Raw genomic sequence first — 16,542 nt, 5'->3', positions numbered from 1 at the left:
TCAGAGCCGTAAGAAGCTGCGCAGACACTTAAACGCATTTTCAAAGGAAGACGACATGTTCAAGAAAATCTTTGCAGCAATGGCAGTCGCTGGCCTGATGGGCGGCGCACAAGCTATCACCATCACGAACACGACCGACGCAACCGCCCTGGCCAACGCCATTGCGGGTTCGGGCGTGACCATCAGCAACGCCACCCTGACCTACAACACCGCCGTGCCCGCTGGTACCTTCACGGGTGCCAACTCGGCAATCGGTTTTGACTCCGGCGTCGTGCTGACGACGGGTACCACCGCTTGCGTCGGCAGCACCAACACGCAGGGCGGCTGTACTGGCAGCGGTAGCTACACCTCGCTGAAGTTCGACTTCGTGTCGGCTTCGAACTCGCTGTTCTTCAACTACGTGTTCGGCTCCGAGGAGTACAACTACTACGTCAATTCGTCGTACAACGACAGCTTCCAGCTGCTGCTGAACGGCGTGAACATCGCCTTCCTGCCCGGCGGCACGACTCCGGTGACCATCAACAACGTCAACTGCCTGACCAACTCGTCTTCCTACGTGAACAACGTGTCGGGCGAAGGCAATGACGCGAACTGCCCGAACAACAACCTGCCAATCGAACTTGACGGCCTGACCAAGGTCCTGACCGCCAGCGCCGCCATCGTCGCTGGTCAGACCTACACGTTCGAATTCCTGATCACCGACGTGGGCGACAGCTCGCTGGACTCAGCCGTGATGATCCAGGCTGGCACCTTCTCCGACACCGAAACCAAGGTGCCGGAACCCGCCAGCCTGCTGCTGGCTGGTCTGGGCCTCGGCGCTCTGGCTGCTCGCCGTCGCCGCGCAGCCTGAGTCTGCTGAGACCATCAGGTCTCTTCAGCAAAACAAACGGCGCACCTTCGGGTGCGCCGTTTGTTTTTGGCGGGCTAGAATCGCGGCACTTTTCAGCAGGGCAGGGCGACATGGCATACCGGGATTTGCGGGACTTCATTGAACAGCTCGAAGGTCTTGGGCAATTGCGCCGCATTGCTGTGCCGGTCGATACGCATCTGGAAATGACCGAAATCGCTGACCGTGTGCTGCGCGCGGGCGGGCCGGCGCTGTTGTTCGAGAAACCGCATACGCAGGGCAAACCGCAGGCGATGCCGGTGTTGGCCAATCTGTTTGGCACGCCCGAGCGTGTGGCGCTGGGCATGGGGGCTGAGGGGGAATGGAAGCCCGCGTTGCGCGAGGTGGGCAAGCTGCTGGCTTTTCTCAAGGAGCCGGAGCCGCCCAAGGGCTTGCGCGATGCCTGGGAGAAGCTGCCTGTGCTCCGCCAGGTGCTGAACATGTCGCCCAAAGTGGTGAGCCGTGCGCCGTGCCAGGAGGTGGTGTGGCAGGGCGAGGAGGTCGATCTGTCGCGCCTGCCGATCCAGCATTGCTGGCCGGGGGATGTGGCGCCGCTGATTACCTGGGGGCTGGTGGTGACGCGCGGGCCGCACAAGTCACGGCAGAACCTGGGCATCTATCGCCAGCAGGTGTTGGGGCGCAACAAGCTGATCATGCGCTGGCTGGCGCATCGTGGCGGTGCGCTGGATCTGCGGGATTTCCAGCAGGCCAATCCGGGCAAGCCGTTCCCGGTGGCGGTGGTGCTGGGCTGCGACCCGGCGACGATTCTTGGCGCGGTGACGCCGGTGCCGGATTCGCTGTCTGAATACCAGTTCGCGGGGTTGTTGCGCGGGGGTAAGACCGAGCTGACACAGTGCATGGACTCCGACCTGCAGGTGCCGGCGCGTGCCGAGATCGTGCTGGAGGGCGTGATCCATCCGGGTGAGATGGCCGCCGAGGGACCGTATGGCGATCACACCGGTTACTACAACGAAGTGGCCGAGTTTCCTGTGTTTACGGTCGAGCGCATCACCCTGCGTCGCGAGCCGATCTATCACAGCACTTACACGGGCAAGCCGCCCGATGAGCCGGCGATGCTGGGCCTGGCGCTCAACGAGGTGTTCGTGCCGCTGTTGCAGCGCCAGTTTCCGGAGATCACGGACTTCTACCTGCCGCCCGAGGGCTGTTCGTATCGCATGGCGGTGGTAAGCATGAAGAAGGCGTATCCCGGACATGCCAAGCGCGTGATGTTCGGCATCTGGAGCTTCCTGCGGCAGTTCATGTACACCAAGTTCATCATCGTGGTGGATGAGGACATCGACATCCGCTCGTGGCCCGAGGTGATCTGGGCAATCACGACCCGTGTTGATGCGACGCGCGACACTACGCTGGTCGACAACACGCCCATTGACTACCTGGATTTCGCCTCGCCCGTGTCGGGCCTGGGCAGCAAGATGGGGCTGGATGCCACCAGCAAGTGGCCGGGCGAGACGCAGCGCGAGTGGGGCCGCGTGATTGTGCAGGACGAAGCGGTGCGCCAGCGCGTCGATGCCATGTGGGCATCGTTGGGTCTGGACTGAGGCGCTGACAGCACAAGGCCCGCAGGGCATGGACGGGCTGGTGCGCACCCGCCATACTCCGCAGGGCGGAATGCTGATCGAAGCATGATGCGGGTTTCCTGACCGGGCTGCGGGCCCGTCGAGGACGGAGGGGCGCGATGCGGCAAGGCAAGGACTGGAAGTTTCCCCTGCATATCCTGACGGCTTGCGGCGCCACCTTGCTGCTGTTGGCGCTCGCCATCGTCATGGCCTGGAATGCTCGCGAGAACCTGCATCAGGTTCTGCTCAGCTCGGTCGATGAAACCGTTGCGCGGACTTCGCTGGACGTCAATGAGCGCGTGCAGGACATCTTCCAGCCGGCGCAGCAGCAGGTTGCGTTCTGGGCACATCAGGATGTCGTGCGCGCACAAGGGCTGGAGCAGCGCTTGCGGATCCTGCCCTTCGTGCAGCAGATGTTTGCGACGCAGGGGCACTTTGACGCTTTCTACATCGCCAACCCCGCTGGCGAGTTCCTGTTGTTCCGGCCTTTGCGCAATTTGCGCGTACGTCAGTCTTTCAAAGTGCCGGATGCCGCCAGCCTGCTGGTGCAGGCGCGGACGCTTGACCGTGCGGGCAAGCTGGAGGGCGAGTACCTGTTCTTTGACGACAAGGGCAGATTGGTGAAGCGGGAAAAGCGGGGCGACTACAGCTTCGACCCACGCGAGAGACCTTGGTACAGACTCGCGCAAACGCAGTCTGGTGCCGTGTTGACTGCGCCCTATGTCTTTTACTCGACGCGTTCAGCAGGTACGACCCTCGCTCAGATGGCACCAGGTGGTGTGGCTACCGTAGGGGTGGACATCACGCTGGAGGCGTTGCAGGGACAAGCCGAAAAGTTGCGGCTGACTGAAAACACGCAGGTGGCGTTCCTCGATGCGGAGTCGCATGTTGTCGCGCGCGATCAGCAGTCTGACGTGACGACAGAGTCCGGCAATGTGAGTCTGCCGGATCTGGCCGAGCTTGATGCGCCCGCGCTGCTGGCCGCTGCGGACCTTGGTGGAGGCGTGCTGACGCGGGCTTACGCGAGCCTGGGGGGGCGTGACTGGGAAGTGCTGTCCGTGCCCGTGACAACCACGGTCTCCGGGGCGAGCTTGCGCGTCGTGATGGCCATCCCGCACGATGATTTGTTTCGTAGCGCGCGAAAGCTGCTGCGCCAGCAGATGTGGGTGACCTTGTTGCTGATAGCGTTGTCGATCCCGTTCGGCTACTGGCTGACGCAGCGCGTCGTCACGCCATTGCGCAGGGCGATCCTGGACACGCAGGCCGTGGCTGCTTTCGATTTCTCTCCATCCCAACCGAAACGTTCCCGCATTGCTGAAGTCGACCAGCTGTCGAACGCAACCGCACACATGAGGTCGACGATTTCGCGTTTCCTGAATGTGAGTGCGGCACTCAACTCGGAGACGCGGCTCGATCGTTTGTTGAATGTGGTGCTGGATGGCGTCGTAGCCGCAGCCAGGGCACAGGCGGGGGCGCTTTACCTGTTCGATGATCGCGACTGGAGTTTGCGGCGTTCGCAGTGCTACCCCGAGAACAGTCAGGCGTTGTCCGAGTCGCTGTCCATCGACGGGAATCGTGATCACCCCGCAATTCGCGCCATGACCTCTCGGCGAAGCTATATCAGTCCGGACGGCAAGAGCTTGGCTGTGCCGCTGGAGACCTTGTCGGATGAATTCGTCGGGGCGCTGATGCTGGAGCTCGACGAACCGATGCACGTTGATGAACAAGGCGGGCCGCAAGGGACCCATCTGGCATTCATTGAGGCGCTCTCTTCGACAGCAGCGGTGGCGATCGAGACCCGCCACCTCGTCGATAGCCAGAAAGAGCTGATCGAGTCCCTGATCCAGCTGTTGGCCGGCGCCATCGACGCCAAGAGTCCCTATACGGGCGGCCACTGCCAGCGCGTGCCCGAGCTCACCAAGATGCTGGTGCAGGCCGCTCACGATTGCGAGGAGGGCGCCTGGCAGGAGTTCCGCCTTGAGGAGCCTGACTGGGAGGCCGTACACGTCGGTGCCTGGCTGCATGACTGCGGCAAGATCACGACGCCGGAATACGTGGTCGACAAGGCGACCAAGCTGGAGACCATCTACAACCGGATCCACGAGATCCGCATGCGCTTCGAGGTGCTCAAGCGCGATGCCGAGATCCAGTACTGGCGCAAACGTTCCGAAGGCGTGCCGGAGCAGGAGGCCTGGGATCTGTTACGCATTCGCTGGCGGCAGATTGATGAAGATTTTGCGTTTGTCGCCGAGTGCAACATCGGCGGCGAGTTCATGGACGCAACGAAAATCGAGCGTCTCAAACAGATCGCGCAGCAGCCCTGGATGCGCACGATCGATGATCGTCTGGGCCTGTCGCGCGAAGAGCAGCGCGCGGTCGCGGAGCTGCCGCCACGGCCCTTGCCAGCGATGGAAATGCTGCTGGCCGACAAGGTTGAACACCTCGTCGAGCGTCTGCCTTCAGAGCAGGCCATGCCGGAGGGGCTGGGCTTCAAGGTCACGCCACCGCGCTACAAGTTCAATCGCGGCGAGCTCTACAACCTGTCGATCTCGCGCGGCACGCTCACGGAAGAAGAGCGCTACATCATCAACGACCACATCGTGCAGACCATCACCATGCTGGAGAAGCTGCCTTTCCCCAAACATCTGCGCAGCGTGCCGGAGATCGCTGGCGGGCATCACGAACGCATGGACGGCCGCGGTTATCCAAGAGGCCTCACACGCGATCAGATGAGTGTGCCGGCACGCATCATGGCGATTGCGGATGTATTCGAGGCACTGACGGCGGCGGATCGTCCTTACAAGCCGGCCAAGACCCTGTCCGACTCGCTGATGATCATGGCACGCATGGCGGCCGAGCATCACCTTGATGTGGAGCTCTTTGTGCTGTTCCTGCAATCAGGCGTCTATCGCGCATATGCCGAGCGCTACCTGCTGCCAACGCAGTTCGACGAGGTTGATGTGGCCGCGCTGATCGACAAGGCGCGCAGCGGCAAGCCGCTGGCCGCTGCTACCTGAGCCGGGATGTAGCGGGCGCTGCTTCGGCGACCACGCGCAGCGCAGCCAGCGTGGCTGCCTCACCCGCTTCAGCGCGTGGGCCGGTGATCATCAGCACGACTACCTGCCATTGGCCGCGTGCGTCCTGCACGTAACCGGCCGTGCTCATCACGTCATTGAGCGAGCCGGTCTTCAGGTAAGCGCGACCTGCCGAGGGCTGGCCGCTGAAGCGACGACGCGCCGTACCGTCTTCGCCAGCAATCGGCAGGGTGGCGACGAGATCCGGCATGCGCGGGCTCTGCCACATGCTCTGCAGCAGGTTGCCGAGCCCCGCCGCCGAGATGCGCTCGTGGCGCGACAGGCCGGAGCCGTTTTCCAGCACCAGTCCCGGCAGGGCCGTCTGCCGATTGGCCAGCCAGTCGCGGATGCGCTGCACGCCCATCTGCGGGGTGAGCCCCTGCGCCTGCGTGTCGCTGCGGCCCAGCGTCAGCAGCAGATGGCGGGCCATCACGTTGTTCGAATACTTGTTGATGTCGCGCAGCACCTCGACCAGCGTGGGCGACTGCCAGTTGGCAAAGGGTGTGGCATCTGGCGGCGTTGTGCCTTCGCGGACGGTTCCGTCGAGCCGGCCACCCAGCTCGGCCCACAGGGCGCGGAACACGCTGGCCGCGAGTCGTGGTCCATCATGCGCAGCAAGGTTCAGCACGCGTTCGCCGCAGCTCGCAGGCATGCTGCCGGCGAGGCGCAGCACGAAGCCCTCGCCTTGCGACAGCAGCTCGCTCTGGATCTGGCCGCGCCAGTCGCCACAGCCACCGCTGCTGGCGACGAGTTGGTTGTCGATGTTGAACGGGGCCAGCGGCACCAGCGACACGGCCGCAATGGGCTGGCGCGCTGCGGCGGGCGTGAGGCGCACGCTGATGGCCTTGAAGTTCACCAGCAGCGCATCGGGCGCGGCGTTGTAGGCGCGCTGCGGTTGATCGTCGAAGTTGTCCTGCACGATGGGCGCAAACAGACTGCGGTCCAGCAGCACGTTGCCACGGATCTCGCGCAGGCCACGCGCGCGCAGGTCGCGCAGGAAGCTGCCGAAGCGGTCCCAGGTCAGCGCGGGGTCGCCACCGCCACGCAGCACAAGGTCGCCTTGCAGCACGCCGCCCTGCAGCGGGCCGCGCAGCAGGGCCTCGGTGCGCCAGGTATAGCCGGGGCCCAGCAGTTCGATGGCGGCGCTGCTGGTCACCAGCTTCATCACTGATGCGGGGTTGAATGCCTCGTCAACGTTGTGCTGCAGGCTGGGGGCGCCGCCGTTGGCGGGGGCGACCCATAGCGCGACATTGGCGGGCGCGATGCCGGCGTTTTTGAGGGCTTGTGCGAGGGTTTCGGGCAGCGCTGCTGTTGCTGAGACAGGACCCAGACAGCAGATGAACAGTGCACCGCGCAGGAGTGCCGTCATTCCCGCGAATGCGGGGATCCAGCGGCGTTGATTGGCGCTGACAAAGTCACTGGATTCCCGCATTCGCGGGAATGACGACTCCTTGATGTGCTGGCCTTCTCTCATCCGATCAGCGCCTCGAACGCGAGCGCCGCCTGGCTGATGGGGCGGCGCGGCAGGCGCAGGCGATAGAGCTCGCGCGACAGCTCGCCGGTTGTCAGGCTCAGCGCCGTCACCTTGCCCAGCGCCAGCTGATCGGCGGCGCAGACACGCGGCACCATGCCCAGTCCGAGACCTGCGGCAACGCTCTGCACGATGGCTTCGTTGTTGCCCACCTCCAGCGTGCGTGCCGGCGTGATGCCCAGGCGCAGCAGTTCGCGCTCTACTACTTCGCGGCTGCCCGAACCCGGTTCGCGCAGGATCCACTGCTCGCCAGACAGTGTCGCCGGTTCTACCGTGCAGTCACCATCCGGGCGCCCGCGCGACCCGACGATGACCATGTGTTCATGGCGCCAGATGCGTGACTCCAGTCGCTCGTCGATGACCGGGCCTTCGACCAGTGCCACGTCCACCGCGCAATCCAGCAGCCACTGCGCCACGGCTTGCGTGTTGCCCGACATCAGGCGCACGTTCACACCGGGGTTGTCACGCGTGAAGTCGGCGATGAAGGGCGGCATCCAGTACGTCGCAATTGTCGTGCTCGCGCCGATGGTCAGCGTGCCACGCTCCATCTCGTAGAAGGACTGGACCGCATCGACCGCCGCCTTCTCCATCGCAAAGATGCCTTGCGCATACTCGTAGAGCACGCGCCCCGGCTCCGACAACTGGAAGCTGCGTCCTCCACGGTCCAGCAGCACCACGTCGAGCTGTGACTCCAGTTCGCGCACGGCTTTCGAGACAGCCGGCTGGCTGACTTCGAGCGCCTCGGCGGCACGAGAGAAGCTCTTGTGTTCGACGACGGTGGCGAAGATGCGGAGGAGGTGGAGGTTCATGACTGCAGTGAGGAGTGAAGAGTGAGGAGTGAGGAGCAGTGAGCTTGCCACTGAGCAGCGCATGCGTGGCATGGGCGCAGCTGCTTGCCCGGCGTAGGCAAGGGATGTTTGTACTCCTCACTCCTCACTCTTTACTCCTCTCTGCTTTCAAGGCCAGGCTCGCGCACCAAAGATCATGCGCTTGGTGACGAAATGCCGCAGCGGCGGGCAGATGTCCAGGGCCAGCAGGCCGGCGCCGCGGGCGTGGGTGAGCAGCGGGTTGTTGTTGGAGAACAGGCGGACGAGGCTGTCGGTGAAGCCGGCGGCACCCTGGCGGTCGGCGCGACGTTGTCGCGCGTAGCGCGCGAGGACGTCAGCCGCACCGGGGTCGGTGGCAGCGCGCAGCGTGTCGGCGAGCTCCCACGCATCGCGCAGCCCCAGGTTGAAGCCCTGGCCGGCGACGGGGTGCAGGGTTTGCGCGGCGTTGCCGAGCCAGACGGTGCGGTCACCGACGGGGGATTTGCGCATCTTCATGCCCAGCGGGTAGCTGGCGCGGCTGTGCAGCTTGCTGAAGTGCACACGCAAGCCGAAGGCGCGTTGCAGTTCGGCGAGCAGGGCATCGTCGGGCAAGGCCTTGAGTGTTGCGAGGCGCTCGGGTGACATGGTCCACACCACGCCGAAGTCGCCACCTTGTGGCAGCAGGGCAATGGGGCCGTCAGGCGTGAAGCGTTCCCACGCGGTGTTGGCGTGCGGTTGGGCGGGCGTCACGCGCAGCAGCAGAGCGTGCTGGTCGTAGTCACGGGCGTGCACGTCAGAAGAGGCCGCAGAAAAGTCGCCGGGCCGCCCCAAGACTTTTCTGCCAGCCCTCTTGGGGGGCGGCGCGACGGAGTTTTGTCGCGCCGGGGGCTCATCAATCCTGCCCTCGCAGCAGACGGCGAGTGTCGCATGCAGCACGTCGCCGGCCCCCGCCTCGCTGCGTGTGTTGAGGCTGACCTGGGTGGCGCTGGCTGACAGGGCCTCCACGCGGGCGTCGTAACGAATGTCCAGTCCGACGTCGCGCGCACGTGCCAGCAGGGCTTGCATGAGGGCGCTGGCTGGCAGCACGTAACCCAGCGCTGGCAGGCCGTAGTCGGCGTGGCGCATTTCGGTGCGACCCAGAGCACCGCGCTGCGATACGTGAATGGTGGTGATGGGCGTTGCAGTCTGTGCGGGCCAGGCGCCAAGCGTCTCCAGCAACTGACGGCTGCCGTGCGAGAGGGCGAGCACGCGGCGGTCTTCGTGCGCCTGGTCTGCGCGGCGTGCGTCGAGCAGCTGCACGCTGTGGCCTTGTGCGGCGAGACGCAGGCCGGCGCAGAGGCCGAGGGGGCCGGCGCCGACGACGATGATGTTTTTCCCCTCTCCCGTTTGCGGGGCGAGCAGGGAATTCGTGGAGCTTTGCTCTACGCCTGCGCAGCCGGCAGGCAGTGCAATGCCTGCCGTGGGGCGCGGAGCGGGGTGGCCCGCAGGGCCGGGAGAGGGGCGGGTTTGTGACGCAGCCCTCTCCCCCGGCCCCTCTCCCGTTTCACGGGAGAGGGGAGTATTGGTGCGCGCCTCAGCCACGCTCTTCCACATCCGACATGATGAGTTCGATATCGCTGACCGACTTGGGTGTCGCGATGGTCAGGACGTCATGGCCCTCTTCTGTGATCAGCACGTCGTCTTCAATGCGGATGCCGATGTTCCAGAAAGCCTCGGGCACGTCGGGCGCGGGGCGGATGTAGCAGCCGGGTTCGACGGTGATGACCATGCCGGGTTGCAGCGGACGCCATTGCCCGGCGAGCTTGTACTCGCCCGCGTCGTGCACGTCGAGCCCCAGCCAGTGGCCGGTGCGGTGCATGTAGAAGCGGCGGTAGCCGCCGGTCTCCAGCACGCTGTCGAGCGAGCCGGTGAGCAGGCCGAGGTCGAGCATGCCTTGCGCGAGCACTTTCACGGCCGCGTCGTGCGTGGTGTCGTAGGTGTTGCCGGGGCGGGCCTGCGCGAAGGCGGCTTGTTGTGCGGCGAGCACGAGTTCATAGACATCGCGTTGTGCGGCGCTGAAGCGGCCATTGACCGGAAAGGTGCGCGTGATGTCGGAGGCGTAGCCGTCGAGCTCGCAGCCGGCGTCGATGAGCAGCAGATCTCCGTCGTTGAGCGGCGCGTCGTTGCTGACGTAGTGCAGCACGCAGGCGTTGGCGCCACCCGCGACGATGGAGTTGTAGGCGACGGACTGGCTGCCCTGGCGGCGAAACTCATGCAGCAGCTCGGCCTCGACTTCATACTCATTGACGCCGGGACGCGTGAAGCGCATGGCGCGACGATGCGCTTCACCGCTGATGCGGGCGGCCTGGCGCATGGTGTCGATCTCGACCTCGTCCTTGATGAGGCGCATCTCGTCGAGCGGGCCGCGGATGTCGCGGATGTCGGCGGGAGCGATGACGCCACTGCGGCCCTGCATGCGCACGGCATTCAGGGCTTCGAGCACGCGCGTGTCGTGCGCGGCGTCGTAACCGAGGGCATACCACAGCGCGGGTTGGTTGCCGATCAGTTCGGGCAGCTTGCCGGCGAAGTCGTCGATGGCGTGCGCTTCGTCGAAGCCGAAGACTTCGGCTGCAGCGGCCGGACCGTAACGGAAGCCGTCCCAGATCTCGCGTTCTTCGTTCTTGCTGCGGCAGAACAGCACGCTGCGTGTCGCACTGTTGTCGCCTGAGCCGACGATCAGCACGAGCACGGCTTCCGGCTCGGTAAAGCCGGTCAGGTAGTGAAAGTAGCTGTCGGCGCGGAAGGCGTAGTGTGCGTCGCGGTTGCGGATGCGCTCGGGCGCGGTTGGCACGATGGCAACACCGCCGCCGGCGGCACGCAGTCGTGCGGCGAGTTGCTGGCGGCGACGAACGATGGCGGCGAGGGCGCGGGCTTCGGGTGAGCGGGGCATGGCGGGGTCTCAGTGCTGCGGTTGTCCGGCCTTGATGGCCTCATCGAGTTCGTGCAGGCGGTCGGGTGTGCCGACATCGGTCCAGCTGCCCGTGAAGTGTTCGCCCGTGACGCGCTTGGCGACGATGGCGCGCAGCAGATAGGGCAGCAGCTTGGCCTTCTCGCCGGGGTTGATGCCGGCGAAGAGTTCGGCGCGGTACATGCCGATGCCGGAGTAGGTGAGGCGGTTGGAGGTGTCGCTGGAGAGGTGACCGTCGCTGCCTAACTGGAAGTCGCCCTGCGTGTTGTGCGCGGGGTTACTGACCATGGCGAGGTGGGCGTGCTTGCCCTGCATGAGCTGTGCGAGGCCGCGTGCAGAGAAGCGCGCAAAGTCGAGATCGCACCAGACGTCGCCATTGACCACCAGAAAAGAGCCGTTGCCGAGCAGGGGCAGGGCCTTGGCGATGCCGCCTGCCGTTTCCAGTGCTTCGCCTTCGGGTGAGTAGCGGATGTCGACATCCCATTGCTGACCGCTGCCGAGCGTGTCTTCGATCTGCTGACCGAGGTAGGCGTGGTTGATGATGATCTCGTTGAAACCGGCTGCAGCGAGCTTTTCGATATGCCAGACGATCAGGGGTTTGCCGCCGACAGGCAGCAGGGGCTTGGGCGTGATGTCGGTGAGCGGGCGCATGCGTTCGCCGCGCCCTGCGGCCAGGATCATGGCTTTCATTCTTCGCGCTCCTGCGCTTTCTTCTCGTAGGCTTCAACGATACGCGCAACGAGCGGGTGGCGCACGACGTCTTCCTTGAGGAATTGCGTAAAGGCGATGCCACGCACTTCGGCCAGTGTCCTGGCGGCGTCGAGCAGGCCGCTCTGGTGGCCGCGTGGCAGGTCGACCTGGGTGAGGTCGCCGGTGACGACGGCGCGCGAGCCGATGCCGATGCGGGTAAGGAACATTTTCATCTGCTCGGGCGTGGCGTTCTGCGCTTCGTCGAGGATGATGTAGGCATTGCTGAGCGTGCGGCCGCGCATGAAGGCGAGCGGGGCGATCTCGATGCACTGGCGCTCGAAGAGCTTGGCGACGCGGTCGTAGCCCATGATGTCGTAGAGCGCGTCGTAGAGCGGACGCAGGTAGGGGTCGACCTTCTGTGCGAGGTCACCGGGCAGGAAGCCCAGGCGCTCGCCGGCTTCGACCGCGGGACGCGTGAGGATGATGCGTTCGACCTGCTGGCGTTCGAAGGCGTCGACGGCGCAGGCGACTGCGAGATAGGTCTTGCCTGTGCCGGCCGGGCCGATGCCGAAGGTAATGTCGTGCGACTGGATCTGGCGAATGTACTCGACCTGGCGAGGTGTGCGGCCGTGCAGGTCGCCACGTCGGGTGAGCAGGCCCGCAGGGGCTTGCAAGCCCTGCTCAAGGTTGGTTTGCTCGATGACGCCGAGCTGTATCTGGCCGACTTCGATGGGCTTGTCGGCCTGCTCGAAGAAGCGCCGCAGCGCTTGCGCAGCGCGCTGCATCTGGGGCGGCTCGCCGCGCAGCTTGAAGTGTTCGCCACGTCGTGCAATGGCCACGTCGTAGGCGGCTTCGATCTGGCGAAGGTTCTCGTCCAGCGCACCGCAGAGGTTGGCGAGGCGAAGGTTGTCTGCCGGCAGGGTGATGTCGAGGGCGCGTGGCTTCATGTCAGCCCAGCTTCAGCAGCTTTGCTTCCAGCGCTTCGTTGATCATTGAGAGGGTCTCTTCAAGGTGGGCGCGGGTTTCGAGGTCGTAGTTTTTCGCCTTGAGAGCCTTCTGCAGCTGCGTGCGCAGCTTGAGGCATTCAACGCGCACGAGGCTGCGCATGTCGGGCACGGTGGTGCCGAGGCGTGCAGTCCAGGTGGCGAGCTGCGTGGTCCATTGGCGCTGCAGGTTGCGGCGTGTGAGGGCGATGTTCTGGCCGGGCTTGTCGAGCTCGCTCCAGATGGCGCCCTGCAGGGTGCCGAGCAGATCGGCGATGCTCAGCGTGGGCTGGCCCGGTGTGCGCAGCAGTTCGATGTTGACGAGGCGCACGAGGGTGGCGTCGCTGGTGAGCTGTCGCAGCACGGCGCTTTGCGTATCGAAAATGAGATTGGCCAGCGGCAGGAAGCTGGCGCCGCCGCCCATGCCGGCCCAGCGTTCGAGGTGGTCGGGCGGCAGGCGCTGTAGCAGCCCGGCGGGCAGTTGCAGGCTGTCGGCCTGGAACAGCGCCTGGGTGAGGCTGTTCAGCGCGCGGCGTTGCTCGTCGGTGGGAACCGGCGTGTAGCTGGCGACGCGGGTGCTGGGGTTGCGTGTGGTGCGCACGCCCCCGATTTTCTTGCCCAGCGTGCCGGCCGTGGCACCGAGGCCGCGCAGGCTGCGCTCGATGGTTTCGCGGGCCAGGCTGTAGTCCCAGTCGTCAGGCGAGCGTTTGGCGACCCAGTCGATGCGCTCGCGGATGATCTTCACGCGGCGTTCGAACCAGGCTTGCGAGTCCGAGCCGAGATCGAAGCGGTTTACCTCGGGATCCAGGCCCGAGCCCGTGCCGCCCAGATCGGCGTCCAGATCGTTGGCGTAGGCCAGATTGCGGTCGCTGGCGGCCTTGCTCGCGATGCGCTTGAGGCCCGCCGCTTCGTCGGCAATGGCGAGCGGGGTGTAGCCGTACTCGATGGCCCAGAAGTCGTAGGGGCCGATCACCTTGGGGAAGTAGGGCACAGCCTTCTCGCCAGCCAGGCCGATGTTGCTGGGGATGTAGTCCATCACCGAGGCACTGGTGCCGAACTTTGCGACGAAGTCCGGATCGCGCAACTGTGCGATGGTGTAAGCCGAAGAGGCAATGAAGTTGTGCGAGAGCCCCAGTGCATGGCCGACTTCGTGGGCAACGAGCTGGCGGAGATAGTCCCTGACGTAGGTTTCGATCGCCTCGGGGTCGGCAGGCATCTCGCCGCGTGCGACGAGGTGGTCGATGGTGTCCTTGAGCTGTTCGCCCAGTGCGTCGGCGTAGTCACAGGCCTCGTGGTTGTGCAGGCCGGATGGCGAGGGCACTGCGGGGGTGATGTCGTTGCGGATGGTCTGACGGGCACCGCGCGCGAAGGAGTCGCTGATCAGTACATCGGCATCGAGAATCTCGCCGGTACGCGGGTCACGTGCCGTGGGGCCGATGGAGACGTCGCCGTCCTTGGCGAGGTACCAGCGGATCGAGGCATGCTGGCGGTCCATGGTGTCGAAGCTGGCGTCGTCCGCTTGTTGTTTGACGACGATGGCATTCTTGAAGCCAATGCGCTCAAAAGCGGCATTCCACATCAGTACGCCTTCGCGCACGGTGTCGCGGTAACGCTCGGGGATGTTGCGGTCCAGCCAGAAGGTGATGGGTTGCTTCGGCTCGGATTCGGCAGCGGCCTCGCTCTGCTTTTCAAGTCGCCAGCGGGCGATGTAGTGCTCGGCGTCGCGTGTCGAGAGCTCATCGCGGTAATCGGCAATGCTCTCCATGAAATAGCCGACACGCGGGTCGGCCACGCGTGGCCGCATGGCGTCGGGGAGTGCCGAGAAGCTGTAGTGGAAGCCGAGCGTGAGGCTGCGCGGGTCCGGCACGGTGGTGGGGAGTGACAGCGGGGGCTGACCGGGTTGTTGCACCAGGCTGCGCGCCAGCAGGAACTGCAGACGCACTTCAAAGGTTGTCTCGTCCTTGTTGCTGCGCGCCTCGGTAATCAGGCTGTTGTTGCGGTCTTGCGCGTACGGCAGCCGGAAAGCGTATTCGAGCTGCATGCCGCCGGCGGCAATGTCGTTGAGCAGCACTTGCGAGATGTCGATCAGCACGGCCTTGCTGGTGGGGTGCGGCAGGCTCAGCACGGTAAAGGTGCCGATGGTGCTCTCGCTGAAGCCTTGCGCAATGTTGCGCTCCATCACCTTGTTGCCGGGCGCAATGAAGCGTGAGTTGCGTTCAACCCACTGCACACGGTCACCGGGAATCTGACGGAACACGCCGATGCTGTTGTCGAGCAGCAGACCGGGCCACAGCCGCCGCTCCCCCAGCCCCTGGCTGCGGTGGCTCATGAAGAAGAAAGGCTTGTCGAAATCCTTCTCACCGAGTTCGACGAGGTAACGCCCGTCCTTGACCCAGACATTCAGAAAGCCCTCCAGCCGCTTGAAGTCGCGTGTCAGTTCGGCGAAAGGCTTGAGGTTGGGGTTGCTGGGTGGTCGCGCCGCGGGGGCTGAGGCCGCTGCGGGCGCGGAGCCTGCAGCGGGCGCCGAGGCTGCGACAGGAGAGCTGGCGGCAGCTTGTGCTGCCAGTGGCGCGCTGGCCGCCACGGGCTGACGGTTGGCCTGCGCGGCAGGCGCAGGGGTGTCCGTCGTGCTGCAGGCAATGAGAAGGGCGCTGGCGAGGAGGGCGCTGAGCGCGTGGGCGAGGACGATGACTTTCCGGTCAGTCTGCAAGGACGAGTTCTCCACGCAGCGAATGCGGCAGCGCTGCGCTGATGGTGACGTTGATGAAGTGGCCTATCTGGCGCGGATTGCCCACGAAGTTCACGACGCGGTTATTGTCGGTGCGGCCAGCGAGCTCGCCCGGATTCTTCTTCGAGCGGCCGTCGACGAGAATGCGTTGAACGGAACCCACCATCGATGTGCTGACGGCGGCGGTCTGCTCTTCAATGCGCTTCTGCAGGCGAGCGAGGCGTTCGAGCTTGAGCTCCTGCGGCGTGTCATCGGCAAGGTCGGCGGCCGGCGTGCCGGGGCGGGCGCTGTAGACGAAGCTGAAGGCGTTGTCGAAACCCACGTCTTCGATGAGCTTCATGGTGGCCTCGAAGTCCGCCTCGGTTTCGCCGGGGAAGCCGACGATGAAGTCGGAGGACAGCGAGAGATCTGGCCGCGCGGCACGCAATTTGCGCACAAGCGCCTTGAATTCGAGCGCGGTGTAACCGCGCTTCATGGCAGCCAGTACGCGGTCCGAACCCGATTGCACGGGCAAGTGCAGCTGCGAGACGAGCTTGGGCAGTTTGGCGTAGGCGTCGATCACACGTTGCGTCATCTCGCGCGGGTGCGAGGTGGTGTAGCGGATGCGTTCGATGCCGGGCATGTCATGCACGCAGTCGAGCAGGAAGGCGAAATCTGCCAACTGAGCGCCCATCTCTTCCGTGCCCTTGCTGATCGGCCCACGCCAGGCATTCACGTTCTGGCCGAGCAGGGTGACTTCCTTGACGCCTTGCGCCGTCAGGTTCGCGATTTCGGTGAGGATGTCGTCGAGCGGGCGCGACACTTCTTCGCCGCGCGTGTAGGGCACGACGCAGAAGGTGCAGTACTTCGAGCAGCCCTCCATGATCGACACGAAGGCCGTGGCACCCTCGACGCGCGCCGGCGGCAGGTTGTCGAACTTCTCGATCTCGGGGAAGCTGATGTCGACCTGTGAGCGACCGCTTTCGCGGCGCTTGTCGATAAGCTGGGGCAAACGGTGCAGGGTTTGCGGGCCGAAGACTACGTCGACATAGGGTGCGCGCTTGACGATGGCCGCACCCTCCTGCGAGGCCACACAGCCGCCCACGCCGATGATCAGGCCGGGCTTGGTCTTCTTGAGTTCCTTGACGCGCCCGAGGTCGTGAAAGACGCGCTCTTGCGCCTTTTCGCGCACCGAGCAGGTGTTGAACAGGATGATGTCGGCGTCTTCAGGGGTGTCGGTCTTGACGAGTTCTTCGCGGGCGCCCAATACGTCGGCCATCTTGTCCGAGTCGTATTCGTTCATCTGGCAGCCGAAGGTGCGGATGTAAAGCTTCTTCATGT

Annotated in this window: 11 protein-coding genes; 3 read left to right on the top strand and 8 right to left on the bottom strand. The window is 64.8% G+C overall.

Going from position 1 to position 16,542, the window contains the following annotated elements; genetic code table 11:
- Positions 1–55 precede the first annotated feature (55 nt).
- The 3 genes from ABEA02_RS19525 to ABEA02_RS19515 all read left to right on the top strand — a co-directional run bounded on the left by ABEA02_RS19525 (position 56) and on the right by ABEA02_RS19515 (position 5,480).
- Positions 56–850, top strand: coding sequence for a choice-of-anchor L family PEP-CTERM protein (locus ABEA02_RS19525; protein WP_345534790.1), 795 nt, complete (start codon positions 56–58; stop codon positions 848–850).
- A 110-nt stretch (positions 851–960) separates the two neighbouring features.
- On the top strand, positions 961–2,445 hold the full coding sequence (gene ubiD / locus ABEA02_RS19520; RefSeq protein ID WP_345534789.1) for a 4-hydroxy-3-polyprenylbenzoate decarboxylase: 1,485 nt from the start codon (positions 961–963) through the stop codon (positions 2,443–2,445).
- A gap of 137 nt (positions 2,446–2,582) precedes the next feature.
- Positions 2,583–5,480, top strand: coding sequence for an HD domain-containing phosphohydrolase (locus ABEA02_RS19515; protein WP_345534788.1), 2,898 nt, complete (start codon positions 2,583–2,585; stop codon positions 5,478–5,480).
- Here ABEA02_RS19515 and dacB read toward each other — a convergent pair.
- The 8 genes from dacB to miaB all read right to left on the bottom strand — a co-directional run bounded on the left by dacB (position 5,473) and on the right by miaB (position 16,540).
- The gene (dacB, locus tag ABEA02_RS19510) at positions 5,473–6,906 is read right to left on the bottom strand and encodes a D-alanyl-D-alanine carboxypeptidase/D-alanyl-D-alanine endopeptidase (RefSeq protein WP_345534787.1); all 1,434 of its coding nucleotides are present in this window, start codon (positions 6,904–6,906) and stop codon (positions 5,473–5,475) included. The two genes, ABEA02_RS19515 and dacB, sit on opposite strands and share 8 nt — an antisense overlap.
- A gap of 101 nt (positions 6,907–7,007) precedes the next feature.
- On the bottom strand, positions 7,008–7,877 hold the full coding sequence (locus ABEA02_RS19505; RefSeq protein ID WP_345534786.1) for a LysR substrate-binding domain-containing protein: 870 nt from the start codon (positions 7,875–7,877) through the stop codon (positions 7,008–7,010).
- Positions 7,878–8,024: 147 nt separating this feature from the next.
- Entirely contained in the window at positions 8,025–9,455 is a 1,431-nt protein-coding gene (locus tag ABEA02_RS19500) for an FAD-dependent monooxygenase (RefSeq protein ID WP_345534785.1), read from the bottom strand.
- On the bottom strand, positions 9,448–10,803 hold the full coding sequence (locus tag ABEA02_RS19495) for an aminopeptidase P N-terminal domain-containing protein (RefSeq protein ID WP_345534783.1): 1,356 nt from the start codon (positions 10,801–10,803) through the stop codon (positions 9,448–9,450). The genes ABEA02_RS19500 and ABEA02_RS19495 overlap by 8 nt, the downstream gene beginning before the upstream one ends.
- Positions 10,804–10,812: 9 nt before the next feature.
- Positions 10,813–11,511: an N-acetylmuramate alpha-1-phosphate uridylyltransferase MurU gene (murU, locus tag ABEA02_RS19490; RefSeq protein ID WP_345534782.1), complete on the bottom strand. Its 699-nt coding sequence runs from the start codon at positions 11,509–11,511 to the stop codon at positions 10,813–10,815.
- Entirely contained in the window at positions 11,508–12,458 is a 951-nt protein-coding gene (locus ABEA02_RS19485; protein ID WP_345534781.1) for a PhoH family protein, read from the bottom strand. The genes murU and ABEA02_RS19485 overlap by 4 nt, the downstream gene beginning before the upstream one ends.
- 1 nt (position 12,459) lies before the next feature.
- Positions 12,460–15,219 (bottom strand): zinc-dependent metalloprotease, encoded by a 2,760-nt coding sequence (locus ABEA02_RS19480; RefSeq protein WP_345534780.1) that lies wholly within the window; start codon positions 15,217–15,219, stop codon positions 12,460–12,462.
- On the bottom strand, positions 15,194–16,540 hold the full coding sequence (gene miaB / locus ABEA02_RS19475; protein ID WP_345534779.1) for a tRNA (N6-isopentenyl adenosine(37)-C2)-methylthiotransferase MiaB: 1,347 nt from the start codon (positions 16,538–16,540) through the stop codon (positions 15,194–15,196). Before miaB ends, ABEA02_RS19480 begins: the two co-directional genes overlap by 26 nt.
- Between the last annotated feature and the right edge of the window lie 2 nt (positions 16,541–16,542).

The organism is Viridibacterium curvum (assembly GCF_039544165.1).
GTDB lineage: Bacteria > Pseudomonadota > Gammaproteobacteria > Burkholderiales > Rhodocyclaceae > Viridibacterium > Viridibacterium curvum.
The sequence above is the reverse complement of the archived record's forward strand: the minus strand, read 5'-3'. Positions and strand labels throughout refer to the sequence as shown.

Excerpts from the sequence above, each read along its gene's own strand:
- ABEA02_RS19525 (WP_345534790.1), top strand. The coding sequence starts at position 56 with ATGTTCAAGAAAATCTTTGCAGCAATGGCAGTCGCTGGCCTGATGGGC.
- ubiD (WP_345534789.1), top strand. The coding sequence starts at position 961 with ATGGCATACCGGGATTTGCGGGACTTCATTGAACAGCTCGAAGGTCTT.
- ABEA02_RS19515 (WP_345534788.1), top strand. The coding sequence starts at position 2,583 with ATGCGGCAAGGCAAGGACTGGAAGTTTCCCCTGCATATCCTGACGGCT.
- dacB (WP_345534787.1), bottom strand. The coding sequence starts at position 6,906 with ATGACGGCACTCCTGCGCGGTGCACTGTTCATCTGCTGTCTGGGTCCT.
- ABEA02_RS19505 (WP_345534786.1), bottom strand. The coding sequence starts at position 7,877 with ATGAACCTCCACCTCCTCCGCATCTTCGCCACCGTCGTCGAACACAAG.
- ABEA02_RS19495 (WP_345534783.1), bottom strand. The coding sequence starts at position 10,803 with ATGCCCCGCTCACCCGAAGCCCGCGCCCTCGCCGCCATCGTTCGTCGC.
- murU (WP_345534782.1), bottom strand. The coding sequence starts at position 11,511 with ATGAAAGCCATGATCCTGGCCGCAGGGCGCGGCGAACGCATGCGCCCG.
- ABEA02_RS19485 (WP_345534781.1), bottom strand. The coding sequence starts at position 12,458 with ATGAAGCCACGCGCCCTCGACATCACCCTGCCGGCAGACAACCTTCGC.
- miaB (WP_345534779.1), bottom strand. The coding sequence starts at position 16,540 with ATGAAGAAGCTTTACATCCGCACCTTCGGCTGCCAGATGAACGAATAC.